The organism is Bacteroidia bacterium (assembly GCA_026932145.1).
Classification (GTDB): domain Bacteria; phylum Bacteroidota; class Bacteroidia; order J057; family JAIXKT01; genus JAIXKT01.
Window position 1 is genome coordinate 1 of the sequence record JAIXKT010000025.1, and the last position, 16,664, is coordinate 16,664.

Annotated in this window: 14 protein-coding genes and 1 tRNA gene; 7 read left to right on the forward strand and 8 right to left on the reverse strand. The window is 38.3% G+C overall.

Annotation, left to right across the window (positions count from 1 at the left end):
* Positions 1-446: 446 nt before the first annotated feature.
* Positions 447-1,097 carry a hypothetical protein gene (locus LC115_06885; GenBank protein ID MCZ2356400.1) on the reverse strand — a complete coding sequence of 217 codons (651 nt, stop codon included), beginning with the start codon at positions 1,095-1,097 and terminating at the stop codon, positions 447-449.
* Positions 1,085-2,242, reverse strand: a complete 1,158-nt coding sequence (locus LC115_06890) for a homogentisate 1,2-dioxygenase (protein ID MCZ2356401.1) — start codon at positions 2,240-2,242, stop codon at positions 1,085-1,087. Before LC115_06890 ends, LC115_06885 begins: the two co-directional genes overlap by 13 nt.
* A gap of 367 nt (positions 2,243-2,609) precedes the next feature.
* Between LC115_06890 and LC115_06895 the strand changes: the two genes are divergently transcribed.
* The 3 genes from LC115_06895 to LC115_06905 all read left to right on the forward strand — a co-directional run bounded on the left by LC115_06895 (position 2,610) and on the right by LC115_06905 (position 5,399).
* On the forward strand, positions 2,610-2,717 hold the full coding sequence (locus LC115_06895; protein ID MCZ2356402.1) for a hypothetical protein: 108 nt from the start codon (positions 2,610-2,612) through the stop codon (positions 2,715-2,717).
* An 806-nt stretch (positions 2,718-3,523) separates the two neighbouring features.
* Positions 3,524-4,129: a hypothetical protein gene (locus LC115_06900; GenBank protein ID MCZ2356403.1), complete on the forward strand. Its 606-nt coding sequence runs from the start codon at positions 3,524-3,526 to the stop codon at positions 4,127-4,129.
* The gene (locus tag LC115_06905) at positions 4,119-5,399 is read left to right on the forward strand and encodes a hypothetical protein (GenBank protein MCZ2356404.1); all 1,281 of its coding nucleotides are present in this window, start codon (positions 4,119-4,121) and stop codon (positions 5,397-5,399) included. Before LC115_06900 ends, LC115_06905 begins: the two co-directional genes overlap by 11 nt.
* Here LC115_06905 and LC115_06910 read toward each other — a convergent pair.
* Positions 5,394-5,464: transfer RNA gene (locus LC115_06910), tRNA-Cys, on the reverse strand. The genes LC115_06905 and LC115_06910 overlap by 6 nt on opposite strands.
* Before the next feature lie 196 nt (positions 5,465-5,660).
* Here LC115_06910 and LC115_06915 point away from each other — a divergent pair.
* The 4 genes from LC115_06915 to LC115_06930 all read left to right on the forward strand — a co-directional run bounded on the left by LC115_06915 (position 5,661) and on the right by LC115_06930 (position 11,383).
* Positions 5,661-6,470, forward strand: coding sequence for a glycogen/starch synthase (locus LC115_06915; protein MCZ2356405.1), 810 nt, complete (start codon positions 5,661-5,663; stop codon positions 6,468-6,470).
* A gap of 3 nt (positions 6,471-6,473) precedes the next feature.
* Positions 6,474-7,766, forward strand: a complete 1,293-nt coding sequence (locus LC115_06920; protein MCZ2356406.1) for a DUF4270 domain-containing protein — start codon at positions 6,474-6,476, stop codon at positions 7,764-7,766.
* Positions 7,766-8,557, forward strand: a complete 792-nt coding sequence (locus tag LC115_06925; protein MCZ2356407.1) for a C40 family peptidase — start codon at positions 7,766-7,768, stop codon at positions 8,555-8,557. Before LC115_06920 ends, LC115_06925 begins: the two co-directional genes overlap by 1 nt.
* Before the next feature lie 117 nt (positions 8,558-8,674).
* Positions 8,675-11,383, forward strand: a complete 2,709-nt coding sequence (locus tag LC115_06930) for a T9SS type A sorting domain-containing protein (protein MCZ2356408.1) — start codon at positions 8,675-8,677, stop codon at positions 11,381-11,383.
* A 9-nt stretch (positions 11,384-11,392) separates the two neighbouring features.
* Here LC115_06930 and dtd read toward each other — a convergent pair whose 3' ends face one another.
* The 5 genes from dtd to LC115_06955 all read right to left on the reverse strand — a co-directional run bounded on the left by dtd (position 11,393) and on the right by LC115_06955 (position 16,397).
* Entirely contained in the window at positions 11,393-11,845 is a 453-nt protein-coding gene (gene dtd, locus LC115_06935) for a D-tyrosyl-tRNA(Tyr) deacylase (protein ID MCZ2356409.1), read from the reverse strand.
* A 23-nt stretch (positions 11,846-11,868) separates the two neighbouring features.
* Positions 11,869-12,339 carry a hypothetical protein gene (locus LC115_06940; GenBank protein ID MCZ2356410.1) on the reverse strand — a complete coding sequence of 157 codons (471 nt, stop codon included), beginning with the start codon at positions 12,337-12,339 and terminating at the stop codon, positions 11,869-11,871.
* A gap of 135 nt (positions 12,340-12,474) precedes the next feature.
* Positions 12,475-13,398, reverse strand: a complete 924-nt coding sequence (fmt, locus tag LC115_06945; protein ID MCZ2356411.1) for a methionyl-tRNA formyltransferase — start codon at positions 13,396-13,398, stop codon at positions 12,475-12,477.
* Between the two features lie 3 nt (positions 13,399-13,401).
* Positions 13,402-14,070, reverse strand: a complete 669-nt coding sequence (gene plsY / locus LC115_06950) for a glycerol-3-phosphate 1-O-acyltransferase PlsY (protein ID MCZ2356412.1) — start codon at positions 14,068-14,070, stop codon at positions 13,402-13,404.
* A gap of 419 nt (positions 14,071-14,489) precedes the next feature.
* Positions 14,490-16,397, reverse strand: coding sequence for a S9 family peptidase (locus LC115_06955; protein ID MCZ2356413.1), 1,908 nt, complete (start codon positions 16,395-16,397; stop codon positions 14,490-14,492).
* Positions 16,398-16,664 lie beyond the last annotated feature (267 nt).

Sequence of the window (16,664 nt, forward strand, 5' to 3'; positions counted from 1 at the left end):
GATTAGAAAAATTGTTCATCTAAAATATGCCTTCTCCCCACAAAATTAACCTGACTCCTAATGATTAGCTTTCTCACTGGATAGTTATTCTAAGTTTCCTACAATCAACTCCTTTGACTGCATTGAGTAGGCTACTATTCTCTACACAGATTCCGCAACTGTTGAGAGGATACTGTGTCATAGCTATAATCTGTCTATTTGATTTGGGGTAACCTGATATAAGTCGTTGTGGTTGCCGCTCAAAATACCCCCTATTGCAAGAGGTATTCCGTTTCCATCGGTCATAATAAGTGAATTGAATATCCTTACCCTTTTACAACCCCGATAGACGGCACTTTCGGCAGCTTTTTTACCGATGTGTGGCTACCGTCTATGTTCAATTTCTCTGTAAATCAGTCCAATATCAGGATATTTGTTACTCATTGTTTTCCGGTATTTTGGGGAGTTTAACGATTGTCCCAAAGTCGAATTTTGAGATTTAGCGATATCGATAAAGTTTGTAAAGATGCCGGGCGGTCAGAGATATTCTTAGCATTTTTCGTAAAAAAGTACTCTAAGGCTGGCTCTATTTGTGCTTTCGTTTTGAAAAAGAATGATATACGAATAGGAGTGCTGATATGAATACCTATGACTGCCGGATAAACCCGCCTCCAGTCATCACTTCGATATGCTTGGCCGTTTGCTGTAGCAGCTAATAGTATGTTAAACTGTGGACCTATGAGCAAGCAGGCTTCCTTAGGGCGGTGATAATTATGCCTTCTAAGTTTAAAGTAAAAGCCTGCGTCAAGATAATGAAAAGCAAATTTGGTTGTTCCATATGTCTTGGGGCCAAGTATAGATGGTAGTTGATAAACCTCTTCGCTATTTAGAAAGCCTCGATAGCCCAATGCTCCATGATAGCCGTACATTTTTCCACAGATGTAATGACTTAAATATGATTGAATATTCCAAGAGATTCCATTGTGTATTTTGGCATTATCGGTAGGGAGGTTAGCTCCTGCACCAGCAGAAGCACCTATTTCAGTTAGGTGATATTGCCCAAAAGCATTAGTCAAAAAACCGCAGTAGAATAGCAGTATTGCGATTATTCTACCCATGAGCGATAATATGATTTATGTTCGATATTCAGTGCTTCTTCAGTTAGGCATAATGGTTTAAAAGTGTCTATCATAACGGCTAATTCCTTAGTTTCTTTGGCTCCGATGCTTTTTTCGATGGTTCCGGGGTGCGGCCCATGTGGCAAACCCAGTGGGTGCAGCGTTAACATTCCTTTTTCTACATTGCTACGGCTCATAAACTCACCTGCTACATAGTATAGCACCTCGTCAGAATCCAAATTACTGTGATGATACGGTGCCGGTATTGCTTCCGGATGATAATCATATAAACGCGGTACAAAGGAACAGATTACAAAATTATGGCCTTCAAAAGTCTGGTGTACCGGCGGTGGCTGATGAACCCGACCCGTTATTGGCTCAAAGTCATGTATAGAAAAACGATACGGATAATAGCACCCATCCCAACCAACATAGTCAAATGGATGATTCTCATAATAATATGGCCAAATATGTTGTTGTTTTTTGATATAAATCAAAAATTCTCCCCGTTGGTCTATCGTAGGAAGATTTTCGGGTTTCCCTAAATCCCGTTCGCAAAATGGCGCATTCTCCAAAAGCTGGCCATAAGGCGATAAATATCTTTTGGGAAACCTTACCGGCGAAAAAGATTCTACAATCAACAAACGATTATTTGCTGAATGAAAAGAAAATTGGTGAACTACTCCGCGAGGGATTAGCAGATAATCTCCATACGTAAATGGAAGTTCTCCAAAACTGGTATGTAGAATACCTCTGCCTTCATGAATAAAGATAATTTCATCAGCTTCTGCGTTTTTGTAAAAATAATTCATCGGTGAGTTATCTGGAGCTGCGGTGATTATCTGAACATCTTGGTTAGCCATTAAGATACGGCGGCTTTTGAGATAATCATTATCGGCAGTAATTTTAAAACTCAGCAAACATCGGTTTTGTAGGTTCTGGCTTATCACTATCTTGGGCGCAACCGAAATGGGCTCTCCGATACGAACTACCTGAGTAGGCGGGTATAGATGATACACCAATGAAGAATCCGAAGAAAATCCCTCTGTACTTACTAACTCTTCATGATACAAGCGGCCGTCCGGCTGGCGATAAACAGTATGTCGTTTGGTGGGTATTTTTCCCAGTGAATAATAATGAGGCATATTTTTCGCCCAAATTTACAAAAACTCTTTTTGTTTTCTTTTATGAGAAAGAACTTTTATTTTTACGTCCAAACTATTTTACAAACAGCTATGAGAAATATTATTCTGCTACTGGGATTATTTACACTACTAATTTCCTGCCAAAAGGAAGATGATATTGATGATCCCAATAATAACAACAATAACAACACAACAGATAGCTCTGCGTTCTCAACTAAAGCTAGTTTTAAACTTATTGGTGGCATTTCTATGACAGACGGCCCGCATAACTTATTGATTATCGGAGATAACCTTTATGCGCAACGAGATTACTCTATTTTTCGTTTTTTAATTACAAATCCAGCTAATCCTGTATTGCAGCAAACTTATGTTCACAGCCAAAACAAATCCTTCGGCAAAATGTATTCCTATAACAACACTTTGTATGCCTGTAATTCTGATGAAGTTGCTATTTATGTATTTGGGGCAGATTTAAGCGTTCAGGCAAAATATTCTATCAACCAGACGAATTTCAAACCGGCTACAATGCTGATTGATTCGGACGGCAAATATTGGATTGGCGGGAGCAATGGCTCAAATGGTATTTTGCTAAAATGCGTTCTTTCATCAGGGACACTAAATGTTCAGGCTTCTTGGCAAGCAACGAATACCCAGTCGCTGGTTACATACATCGCGGAAAAAGACAATCATATCTTAGCCAGCATCGCCAATGGCGATTTCCTAACTTTTCCCAAATCTAATTTAAGCGGAGGTTATGTAGCTAATACCTCTTTTACGAATGAACCTGGCCATGAAAAATGGGGGAAAACATTCACTACGCTTAATAACAACGCCTACTGGGCAAATTGGGGAGCCGGCTTAGCCACCGTAAATGTAACCAACCCTGCTAACGCAACTGTTACTAAGGTACTCTCAAACAGTATGTTCAGAAACCAATTCGGTGATGCAGAAGGTACTGATGTTTATGATGTTGCTTACAATAGCAACCACAATGTGCTGTGTGTAGCAAACGGATGGAGCGGTGTTTTTACCGTTTCACCAACAGACCCAGAAAAAGTAGTTGATTACATTGATCCAAAATATTTCCAAAATGCCTGCATCGCAACAAAAGGGGACTACATCTACACCGGAAATATCTCAGGCGGAATATCCGGCGACTTAAAAGGACTGAAAGTATTCAAATTTAATTAACTATAATTTTATCCTTATTTTTTCTTCTATCAAATAATGCTGAAAAATTTTAGATAGAATAATAGTTAGAAGATAAGCATCTATTCTTTAATGCGAACAACGGTTTTCTGGAATGCAGTAGGTGATGATTATGTGAGGCGAGCCGCTGCATTATCATTATTGTCATTGTTATATCATCAAAATTTAAGTTTATACCACTTAGAAATTGTGGTTTGCACACAAGAACCCCAATATTTTGTACCACTTTTGCAGCATGATAAAATTAGTTTTCGATATGTAAACGACTCATTTTTAATTCATTGGAATTATTATGCTCCTATTGCTTTGTGTATAAATCCGTTTACAATCTTCCGAAAAAGCATCATTCCTGCCTCAGAGAGAATCTCTACAAATAGCATAATCTGGCAAACAAACGCTAACCGAATTGCTTTTATAGGGTTTCCTACCCAAATAATCACAGAGACTACAGACTGCTTGCCGGAAACAATTCATAAATCTATTGCAGATAAAAATATACAGTGGCAAACCGATACCGTATTGTGTGCTTATTCAGCCGAAGACACTGATTCTAAGAATCTTATAATGAATATAATGCCTGAAAAAATCCCAAATTTACACCTTGACCAGCTTATCGGGATGATTTTCCCTAAGATTTTTCAGGAAAACCCGGATTTTTGGGCTAAATATGCTTGCTGAAAACAAGTATATTCTTACTACCGCAGTAACTTTAACAAGCGTCTTATTACTCCTGCAGCTATTTCTGTGGGGTGCTCAATATGAATTAGATACGCAATTTTATCTAACCGGTACGTTACATTGGGATATTCAGCATCCGCCTTTATTTGGGTTTTGGGTTGGCCTTTGGCGCTATATCAGGCCAAATATTTATGCACCAATAGTATCCCAAATAATTATCTTTTCTTTTTCTGCCAACTTATTAGCTTCCAGTTTACTCAAAAACAACAGAGCTAAGTTGTTTTGCAGCTTTTTGCTGGGAATAGAACCCATTACAGCATACTTTCATTTATCATTATTACCGGAAAGCCTTTTGGCTAGCTTTTTTTGTTTTTTTTGTTACAACTTACTGAGAAACAGGTGGTTAATTTCTGGATTTTGGGTAGCCGGAGCTGTGTTGCTTAAACTTCAATCTTTGTGGATAATTCCGGGCATTTTTGTATTAGGATTTCTTCATAGGCAGCGTTCGTTAGTTTTACAAATTATATTTCCAATTTTAGGAGCACTTTTATTGCTCGGAATCGGAAATCATATTCGTTTTAAGGGGGGAGTTTTTTCTAACTTCGGCGGGCTGCTATTTCCACACACAAGCGTCTTCTATTCAGATATTTACGCAGATTCTGCGCTTCAATATTTACTAAAACCGCATTTGCCGTTATCGGCAGATGTGTACCAACGGTATGAAACTTATTTAGCTATCCACCAAGCAGCCCAGCCGGATTCTAACCGATTTCAGCCAGAACAGTTTATGGCAGTAGAACAAATGATTGCTAAATATAACCAAAACATATTGACTAAAAAGCCGTTAGCAGTTTGGAAGCAGATTTTTACAACAAATATTAACGAACTTTTTTCTGGCAATTATTTAGTTTACAAGCAATTTTCTCGTTTCAAAAAACCCATTACAGCTAAATTTGATGATTTAGATAATCTGATGAATAACCTTTACGATTATCGTATAACTTACGAAAAGATGCCCAATTTTTGGCTAAGGTTTCCCAATGAATATATTTGGCTTTTACTCTTGAGCTGGGTAGGGCTTTTAGCTACTAAAAACTTTTTAACCAAACAGATTGCTATTGTGGCTGGAAGCTATTTTCTGGTTATGATGCTGACTATATTTTTTTATAAAACACGATTTTGGATGCCAATTATCCCTTTGCTGATAATTAGGGTTGTAGTTATAGGCAAAAAAATAACGGACACTTTCGTATCCGTTATTTTGAGGTGATAGAGGGAGTCGAACCCCCGTCAAGAGTTTTGCAGACTCGTGCCTAGCCACTCGGCCATATCACCGGCATTGTAGGGCGCAAAGTTAGGAATAATTTAAAAGCAAAAACAACTATAAATTATTTTTGGGTAGATTTTTGTTCACATTTTGGATCAATTATTTAGTCCAATTATTTTATCATACTTGCTGAATCACAAGTAAATTTTTTTATGTGTTAAAAAAAGTAGTAACTTTGCAGTGTTTAGGCATATACCGTTTAATATGGAAAAATTACGAATACTCTTTGTAACTAGTGAAATAAACCCATTTTTAAAAATTTCTTCAGCTGCTGATTTTGTTCGGATGTTGCCTCAGGGCTTGCACGAACGCGGGCACGAAATCAGAATATTAATGCCTAAGTTTGGAGTTATCAACGAAAGAAGGAATCGCCTCCACGAGGTAGTACGTCTTTCAGGGATTAATATCCGAGTAGGAAATGAAGAGAAACCCCTGACCATCAAAGTAGCCTCCATCCCAAACGTTCGCCTACAAGTTTATTTTTTAGATAACGAAGATTATTTTCAGCGAAAATCCGTACTTTTTGATAACAACGACACTTTCCACCCAGATAATGATGAGCGTGCTATCTTCTTCTGCAAAGGAGCCATAGAAACAGTCAAGAAATTAGGTTGGACTCCAAACATCATCCATTGCCATGATTGGATGACGAGTTTAATCCCCTTATACGTTAAAACTCACTATAAAGATGACCCTGTTTTCCAGAATAGCAAAGTAGTATTTACGGTTTACAATAATGCTTTTAATGAGCATTTTCCGGCATCATTTGTAGAGAAAGCTCGTTTAGACGGGATTCCCCATGAAACCTTGCGTGATTTTGCCGAGAATAGCTACTATGGAGTTACCAAAGGCGGGATGCGTATGGCTGATGCTATTACTTTTGGGCAAAATGCCATTGACCCGCATATTCAAGCGTTTTTGGACGATACCAATATTCAACCACGCCACGTTCGAGCAGATGCGCCAGATTATATTGAACGCTATCAACAACTATACCACGCGATTTTAAACTGATTTGTGCTTTCTCTTTTAAATATTTCATACCGGCATATAATCCTTTGCCTTTTTCTTTTTTCTTTTTTTGAAAGTTGTAAAAAAATAGATGACATTGGTTCAGAAGCACTTGACCCCAAAACTGGCGTAGTTGTTGAATATAGCGATACCACCCATATTCAAGTAAAGACTCAGTTTCTGGATTCGATAAAGACAAGTTCCGTTAATGTTCATCTATTTGGTAATATGTATGACCCGGTTATGGGGCATATAGACTGCGCTACGTACCTCCAATTTTCCTTAGCTTCTACCAATCTTTCCTTAGAAAGTGATGTAGTCTTTGATTCGCTGCGTCTTTTTATGCGCGTTCCATTAGTTTACGGGTCAGTACTTGGAAAACCAGAATTAACACAAACTCTTCAGATACATGAAATTACCGAAGATACATTTTCATCAACAAAATCTTACTATTCACATCAAAGCCTTCTTTACAACCCTGCTGTTGAATATTCCGGTAATTTAGCTTTCAAATTTCCAAAACCCTATCAGGGGGACACTACTTGGGGTGTTCTTTTAGATAGCACACTTGGGAAAAGGCTATTGTTTGGAGCCGGAACATCTTACACAGATAACGCAAGTTTTCAAAACTTCTTTAAAGGCTTAGTACTCAAAACCCAAAAAGTCTCAGGAACAGATATGGGAGCTATTTTTCAGTTTTATCCCTTTGACCAAGATTCCAGATTAGTGCTAAATTACCACAAACAAGGAGAAAGTACTTCAAAAACACTTGTTTTTTATATTGACAGTCAATCTGCTCATTATCACTCTGTTAAAAGAAGTGAGTACGAGCTAAAACCCTATGGACTTTTGAAAGACACTACCGGTAATTCTGTTAATTTTTTAGTTTGCGGAGCATACCATAAATTGTTTGTAAAACTTTCCGGCCTAAGCACAATTCGAGAGCAAGGCATTAATTATGCAGAGCTTGTGATACCGGTTCATCCGGATTATTACATACCTTCGGATTCTACGGTTTTAGCTCCCTCAACGGTCTATCCTTTTCAGGCTGATTCTACCCAAACGGAAACCGGAGTAGCTTTGACTACGAGTTACTATTTTGACAATACTTCCCAGAGTTATCGCGTTCCGATTACCGGTTATTTTCAGAGCATTGTACGGGATTCTACCAGAAACACCGGTTTAGTATTACTTCCGTTTGAGAACGCTACCTCTTTGAGGCGAGCAGTTGTTACCGGCCCCGGGCATCCTTCACGGCCAATAAAATTACGATTATTGACCACTCGCCCACCCAAATAATGGAGCGAGGAATTATTGCAGTCTGCGTTTCCCCCATACGACAAGAGCCAAGCCACCGATCCGAAATGATAAGCCAAGCGCTATTTGGCTATGTTGTGCAAATTTTAAACCGTACAGAAGAATGGTGCTATGTGAAAAACGAAATTGACCAATACGAAGGCTGGATAACCCAAAGCCATATACAAAATAGCCCCGTTTTGCTGCTGCAAAATCTTACATGGAAAGTAATAACAGAACCTTGGGTTAGAGCTCAAATGTGCTGTGAAAACCAAAAAAGCACACTATTTTTAACAGCCGGATGTCGGATTCCCGAAATTTATGGCGAAAGTGGGCAACTAAACCTCCCTTTTACTGACTTTTCGGTAGAAATAGACCCACATTACGTTCAAGATATACATCCATTTAACATTGAGCAGTTGGTATCGTATTCCAAAATGTTTATGAATGTGCCATATTTGTGGGGCGGTAAAACAATCTTCGGAATAGATTGTAGCGGTTTGATACAAACTTTATTTTCCTTATTTTCAGTTTACTTACCGCGTGATGCTTGGCAGCAAGCGGCTGTGTTACAGGATATTACTTGGGAACAACGAAATACAGGAGATCTGATTTTCTTTCAGAAAACAGTTGGAAAAATCTCCCATGTTGCGCTGCTCATGAACAAAGACTTTGTGATTCATGCAAGCGGTAGGGTTAGAATAGACCCCATTACGCCAGAAGGGATTTTTAATCCAGAACAAAAAAAATATTCCCACCAGAATCTAATTTTAAAAACGCTGAAAACCACCTAACCCTTTTGGTTGTATTTTCTCAGCTATCTAACGAATAAAAAGTTAGATTTAAGTTAAAGCCCAATTAGTTTCGTCAAAGTTTCTGTAAATTGCAGCGAACAGTTTCTCTTATTAATCATGAATCCAAGAACTATTTGGCTTGTTTTGGGAATATTTTGGGTAAATTTTTATTTTCTGCAAGCACAAGTAACTTACCAGATTAGCACTGGAAGCGGCGGAAACCCGCAAGGAGTTAATACAGAGGCAGATAACATAACAACTGGCTGGACGGCCATCACCACCGCGCCACAATCTGCTAACTCGTGGTCAGCAAGCCAGCTTATCCCGTTTAATTTTCAGTTTTTTGGGCAGCCGGTAACCCAATTTAAAGTCAGCCAAAATGGAATCATTACTTTTTCAGTTGCTTCAATGCAACTACCTAACGCCAATACACTGCTTCCAACAGCATTGCTACCCCCGCAATCTATTGCTTGTTATTGGGACGAGTTTACGGCCAGCGGCCAAACAGGTGGTAATGATGTTGTTTACACCAAAATAATCGGTACTGCTCCCAACCGCCAATTTTGGATTAAGTGGTTCTCCTTTGAATATGGAAATCCAGCAGCTCCTTTTGCCTACTTCTCATGTGTTTTAAGCGAAACTAATAATGTTATCTATATCGTTGATCATCATCTTGTTAGCGGTAATGTTACCGCAAGTGTTGGTGTTCAATTAGATGCTACAACGGGCTTTAGTTATGGTAATGATTCCTTAGCTTTCCAAATAGGATCATCTGTATATGCTGATAATTCATGGATAACCTTCTCACCAGTAGCTCCTAATCAGCCGGATTTAAGCGTTACGAACTTGGTTTCTCCTACATCCAGTTGCTTACTCACTAATCAAGAACAGGTTCAGGTGCGCGTTTCGAACCAAGGAACTTTACCGATATATGGATTTCAGTTATTTTATCAATTTAATGGACAATCTACTATAAATCAAACATATAATGACACAATTTTGCCGAATGACAGCCGAATTGTTTCTTTTTTAACTCCGATAGATGTTTCTATTGCTGGAAAATATCCGATAATAGTTTGGGGAAAAACAATTGGAGATATGGTTACTAATAATGACACACTTGCAAGCAGTATCATTAGTTACCGTGCGATAGCAAGTTATCCATATTTGCAGAGTTTTGAGAATATTACAAATGTATCAGATTCACTTAGAATAACTTACGGACAAGAAGCACAAGTCTTTTCATCCGGCTGGGCAGCATTAGGTGGGCAGCAAGGAATTGTTTTGGATGGCGGAAGCGGTATAAACTGGGTAAACCCAACACCTGCAAATGTCTGGACAAGCAACCCAAACTACTTTGCAGCAGTTTATCAATGTGTTAATACACAAGGAATTAACAGCCTGCGGATACGCTTTAACCTAAAACAACAGTATCAATATCAAACTAATTACACAAATTTTAGATTAACCATTGATAACCAGCCGGTTTCTTCTACTATTCAGCCTCCGGTTAATGGAGGTTCTTGGACAAGCTATGAATTTGATTTATCGCCATTTTTAAACGGGTCTGTTCAGCAAATTGGTTTTGAATCTGTTTGTAAATACACCCTAAACTACGGTGCAAGCGGAATCGGAAATGCTAATTTAATAGATGAAGTGCTGTTTTGGCAGCCCATCATAACCCAATTACCGGCTGATACCGCTATTTGTATCGGAGATTTACTGACCTTAGATACCGGATTACCCAATATTCAAACCTTTTGGAGCAATGGAATGTCTGGAAATAGCATTGTGGTTTTATTAAATCAAGATACAAAATTAATAGCAGCATTAATGGATTCCGTTACTGGATTAACGACTTATGACACGGTGAATATTCGGGTGTATGATAAGCCTTTTTCGGCTTTACCGTTAAATCCGATAGCCTGCGGCAGCTTTGAATTAAATGCTTTAAATAATGGAAACTTTTATCTCTGGAGCACAGGAGAAACTACCCAAACTATAACGGTAACACAAACCGGAACGTATTCTGTTCATATTTGGAACAATGCTGCTAATTGTGATATAATAGATTCCTGTTACGTTACCGTCAATCCGGTTGTTCAGGTTGGTTTAGGTGCAGACACTGTCTTTTGTGATTATTTTCCTTCACCCATAACTTTGGATGCCGGTAATCCTGGAGCTATATTTACTTGGAATACAGGAGATTATACACAAACGATACAGGCGACTACTCCCGGCTGGTATTGGGTAGAAGTCTATCACAACAACTGCAAGGCCAGGGACTCTATTTTGCTGGGTTATGCAATCACGCCTCAGGCTGGAATTTCCGGCCCTACCGTTGGAATAGCGGGAAATCTACTCAGTTTTACAGATAACTCAACTGGCGGGGTTAATCGTTGGTATTGGTCTTTTGGCCAAGATGCCACGCCTGCCCAAGCGCAAGGCCCCGGCCCTTTTAGTGTGCAATATTCAACAAACGGAACTAAAATAGTTACCTTAATCGCTGCTAACCAATCTTGTGCAGATACTGCTACACTACAAGTCGAAATTCAGCCTACTACAGGTTTTTATACAGCCGATATTTCGGATTTTTCTCTAAGCCCAAATCCCGCAAACGAACAACTAAATATTTCTATGGCTACCCAAACACCAACTTCAGTAGCTATTTATTCATCGTTGGGAAAACTTGTTTGGAGTCAAGCACTAACCTACCCAAAAACAACCATTAGTTTAAAGGAATTTCACATCGGAATTTATTACATTACATTCTATGATATTGTGAATCAGAAAGTTATACATCAAACTAAGTTTTTGAAATATTAAAAGGAGAATTTATTTCCATTGCTCAGAATCTATCCAGATTGTTACGGGTCCGTCATTAACCAACGCTACCTGCATAGATGCGCCAAAAACTCCGGAAGCTATATGCTGCGGGTATTTTTGGGACAGGATTTCCAACCATTCTAAATACAGTTTGTTTGCCGCTTCTGGATGCGCAGCTCCTGTGAATGACGGCCTATTTCCTTTTTTGGTATCTCCATAAAGTGTAAACTGGGAAACGACCAACAGGCTTCCCGCTATATCTTGAACACTAAGATTCATCTTATCATTTTCGTCTGAAAATATCCTGAGTTGTAATACCTTAGTTGCTGTTTTTTCTAAAATGGCCGCAGTATCGTTGTCTTGGAATCCTGCTAAAATAAGCAAGCCTTTATCTATTTTACCAACAACTTCATTATCAACGGTAACGCTCGCACTAAGCACCCGCTGAATCAATAAACGCATAGACTCAAATAGCTTAAAAAAGGCTATTTCAAAGTAATCTCAAAAGTAGCTTCGTAATTGCCTTTAGATCCGTTAAAGGTAGATTTGTATTGATTTCCTTCTATCAACGAAACGGTGCTGTTTTTACCAGCAGTAACTTGGATGTTATCTTCGCTTGAAATGAGTATAGAAACTGCCCCCAACGTATCATCAATCCATTTGCTGATGATAGAAATATTATTATTAACTAAACTGACCATATCCATTTCCATCAATATAACGGTGATTTGCATTTCTTTTTCGGATTCTCCGTAAAATAAGTTATGCTCATAATTTTGGATAACACTGCCATTTTTCATCGGGATAAAGTCTGTTCCCTTAGGAGTCCGTTCTTGAATGGTATTTTTAAACGAAGGTGCATTTACAGACGTTAAAAAGTAAATTTCATCTCCGTCAGATTCCGTTTGGGTAACACAAGATAACTGCACTAAACGGACTTCAATCATTTTGCTCATTGTATTGAAAATTATTCGTTAAAAAAACATACTATGTTTGGGCGAATTTACGCATTTTTAATTACGGTTCAAACTGTAAAATAATATATCTTTCGAGACAGAAACCTGTTAATCAGATAAAATTTTGGACCACTTCTATTTGATTTGAGGATTTACATGAAATCCTCGAGCAAATTCTTGTCCGCTCATTCTTTTTTTCCCTTCTGACTGAACGCTTTCTAAATTCAGCCAAAAGTCTTTGCAAGCTAACTGGAATTGGCCTTGATGTTTTCTGAAAGAGCCTATTTGGGTTGGTTCAACGGGCTGGTTTGTAAGGCTGCTGAAAAACACTTTTAGTTGTTTTTGGTTGGGCAGCCACATCCATGCACAAGGTGCCGGTGATAAGCCTCGTATGAGATTATGAACCTTAATAGCCTCAGAATCAGGGTTTATTTGGGTATTTTCTTTGGTGATTTTGGGTGCGCTGTGTAAATTGGGGAGTACCGGTTGCGGAATTTCGGTCAATTCGTTTTTTTCAAGATTATTTATAGTTTCAAGAAGTAATTCACTACCAATGGTTTGTAATTTTTGGTATAAATCTTCCAAATTCCATTCTGGCTGAATTTCTACAGCACGTTGAAGCAAAATATTGCCGGTATCAATTTCTTGTTGAATTTTAAAAGTAGTAACACCTGTTTGGGTTTCTCCGTTGATAAGTGCCCAATTAATTGGCGCTGCTCCGCGATAATCTGGTAATAATGAAGCATGTAAGTTGATTGTACCGCGGTGAGGAATTTTCCAGACAGATTCTGGAAGCATCCTAAACGCTACCACCACAAATAAATCTGCGTGAAAATCAATTAGTTGGTTGATAAATTCTTCGGAGCGCAATTTTTCCGGTTGAAGCACGGGAATATTTAACTGTGTTGCCTTTTTTTTGACCGGCGAAGCAGTGATTTGTAGTCCTCTGCCGGCGGGTTTACTTACTGCGGTAACGACACAAACTACTTCATGAAACCGGTGCAGCAATTCTAATGCGGGAACTGCAAAGTCTGAGGTTCCCATAAACACTAAGCGCATATCCTAATGCCGCCGCCGTTTTAACTTCTGTAAAAATGAAACCTTACTTTCATTGCCCCGAATTATTCGCTGGATGTTTTTTTGGTGAGTCATCACCACAATCATAAAAATAATAAATCCAAAAATAATCAGCACGTGGTTCGGCTCTTTGGCCAAAATAATAGCAGAAATTATGAGGTATAACGGAAAAGTTAAAGTTCCCAAAATGGAGCCTAATGAAACGTAATGAGAAATAATCAGCACGATGATAAACGTAATCAAGCAAGCTAATGAAGCCCAAAAGTGAATGGCTAACATCATACCGAGCAAGGTATTAATACCTTTTCCGCCCCGAAACTCTGCAAATGCCGGAAATATATGCCCCACAACGGCAGCCATACCAAACGCTAACTTTAATAATGGATAGTTAGTAGCCTCAAATAGAGCTAAGTCATTATAGAAAATACTCGCTAAAGATGCCGCTAAATAGCCCTTTGAAAGGTCTATAAGTTGAACGGCAATACCGGCTTTTATACCCAAAGTACGATATACATTGGTGCTTCCGGCATTTCCGCTGCCATATTCTCGAACGTCCAAGCCATAAAAATACCGACCAATCCATACCGCAGCCGGTATAGAACCAATAAAATAGGCTAAAATCGTCAGAAGTAGTATCGGATAGTATTCAATCATAGGGCATCAACAGTTAAAGTCGGCAAGGTTACTACGGCAAATATAAAAGAAAAAGGAATACTATACCGGTATTTTTTTGAAATTGAACCGAATTTTACGGTCGTGCTTCAGAATGTATGCTAAACTGATCTTTCTCCATTACCCAAGCACTTTATACTCTCGATGATGTAGCGTTTTATGTGCTTTGAGGAAGTCAATGTTTGTTTGATAATGTTTGTAGCCCTTTTGTTTGCAACAGAGATGACGAACAATATGTTTGGGTGGAATTAACTATCTGATTATCAATAGTGTTTTTTAGTTTTCGTAGAAAAAACCTTTCTGTTCATAATCTGTAGATACAGATAGGGATATTCTTTGTGGTTTATGCGTAGTGTGCCCCATTTGTTGAGTTTCTATTTTTGCTACATAGTTCATAATTTTTATTTTTGGGGTTTTAAATGTTTTTCCAAAAACTTTTCCATAGCGCCATAAAAGTCATATTGGTTATCTTGATTATGGAAGCCGTGTCCTTCGTCATTTTTAACCATATATTCCACATCTACGCCTCGTTTTTTTAGGGCTTCTACTATTTGGTCGCTTTCTGCTTTATTTACTCTTGGGTCGTTTGCTCCTTGTGCGATGAACAAAGGTGCTTTTATTTTATCAGTATGTAAGGCTGGCGAAGCTTCTGCAAGTAATAGGCTGTCCTTTTTAGGGTTACCAACCATTTCGTAAATTTGGTCAAGGTAAGGTTTCCAATATGGTGGAATTGTATTCATAAATGTAAACAGATTGCTTACGCCAACATAATCTACAGCAGCAGCGTATAAGTCGGGTGTAAATGTAATGCCTGCAAGTGTTGCATAACCTCCATAGCTACCACCATAAATAGCAATTCGTTTTCCATCGGCAATGCCTTCCTTTTTCAGCCATTCTACGCCATCTGTTATGTCGTCTTGCATTGTTTTACCCCATTGTTTGAAACTTGCTTCCCAAAATTTCTTACCGTAACCTGTGCTTCCTCTAAAGTTCATTTGCAAAACGGCATAGCCACGATTAGCCAAAAACTGAATTTCAGGATTATAACCCCAGCCGTCTCTTGCCCAAGGACCACCGTGCGGATTGATAAGTACTGGAAGATTTTTGGGTTCTACACCAAGTGGAAGTGTCAAATAACCATGAATTTCTAAACCATCACGGGATTTGTATGTTATTGGTTTTGTGTGGCTCATTTGTTTTTCTTCAATCCATGGGTAAGGATTGGCAACTTCTTTGGTGTCTTTTGTTTTGAAGTCGTAGAGATAGTATTTGCCGGGCATTCTGTCATTGCCTTTCCAAACGATGGCTTTGGTTCGGGCATCGTTATAGCTTACAATGCTTGTTTGGTAGCCTTCAAACTTTTTGTCCAAGCCGTTTTGGATTTCTTCCCATTCTTTGTCAAAGAAATGCCTTTTCGGCTTTTCTGCTTCCCAATTTACAGAAGTTAGTGATTGTTTTTTTCTGTCGTAATTTACATCGCCTAAATCATAGTTATTATCGGCAAATAATTCTTTTATTTCCTTTTTTGTTATGGGGTCGTATTCAACCAAGATAGTTTTATCTCTGCCGATATTGCTAAGAGCATAAATAAGTTTGTTGTCCTTGTCGAAGGATGCGGGTGAAAAAGCTTCTTTGAATGAAGTGGTAATTAATGTTGTAAAAGCATCTTTGTCGGAATTTCGGTAATCCCAAGTAATGTTTACACCGTCTGTTTTAGAAGCAAGACGGATAATACCATTATTGTCGGTAACCCAACTGTTATAGTTTTCTTTGTTGTCATAAAGCAAGGTTAATTTAGCTGTTTCGATATTCAACAGATAGGGGTCGGCATATTCTTTTACTCGTTTGTTAATTTGGACAATCAGTTCTTTTTCTTTTCCACTTATGTCTAATAAAGCGTCAATAATATCGCTTCTTACGCCCAGAAAAGGTGTTAATGCTTTTAGGTCTGTTCCGTCCACTTTTACGGAAAACAATTGAAAATTTTCATCACCGCCTATGTCTTGTGCATACACAATCCTGTCGCCTTTCCAAAAATAACTTGAAATGCTTCTTAATGTGTCGTTAGTAACACGAACAGCGGTGCTGTCGTTTAGCTTTTGAACAAAAATGTTCATCTTTCCTTTGTAATCTGATCTATAGCTAAAATAATTTCCGTCAGGTGAAATGCGAAATGAGCTTTTTTCTCCGTTTTTGAAAAATGTTTTCACATCGATCAGCGGTGCAGGTGTTTCTTTTTCTTGTTGTTTACAAGAATTTAAAATTGATGCCATAGCAATGATAACACATAGGATTAAATTTCTAATCATATTTTGATTCTTTAAATGGATTCGTTAAATTACACACATCGGAATAGGTAGAAAATTGACGAAGAAGCGGACTTTTAGCACCAAGTTTCTTGCAATATTCAACACTCAAATTTAGGCAGAATTTTCAAACAGAGATGATTATCCGGTTTTTTTGCTAAGGGTGGGTTCTAAAAATTAGTTTTTTTTATTTTTTTCAGAGACAAATCAGAATCCTTTTAAAATCTGGGCTGAAAAAGTAAGCAATTGTACAAATTATTTTTTTAATTC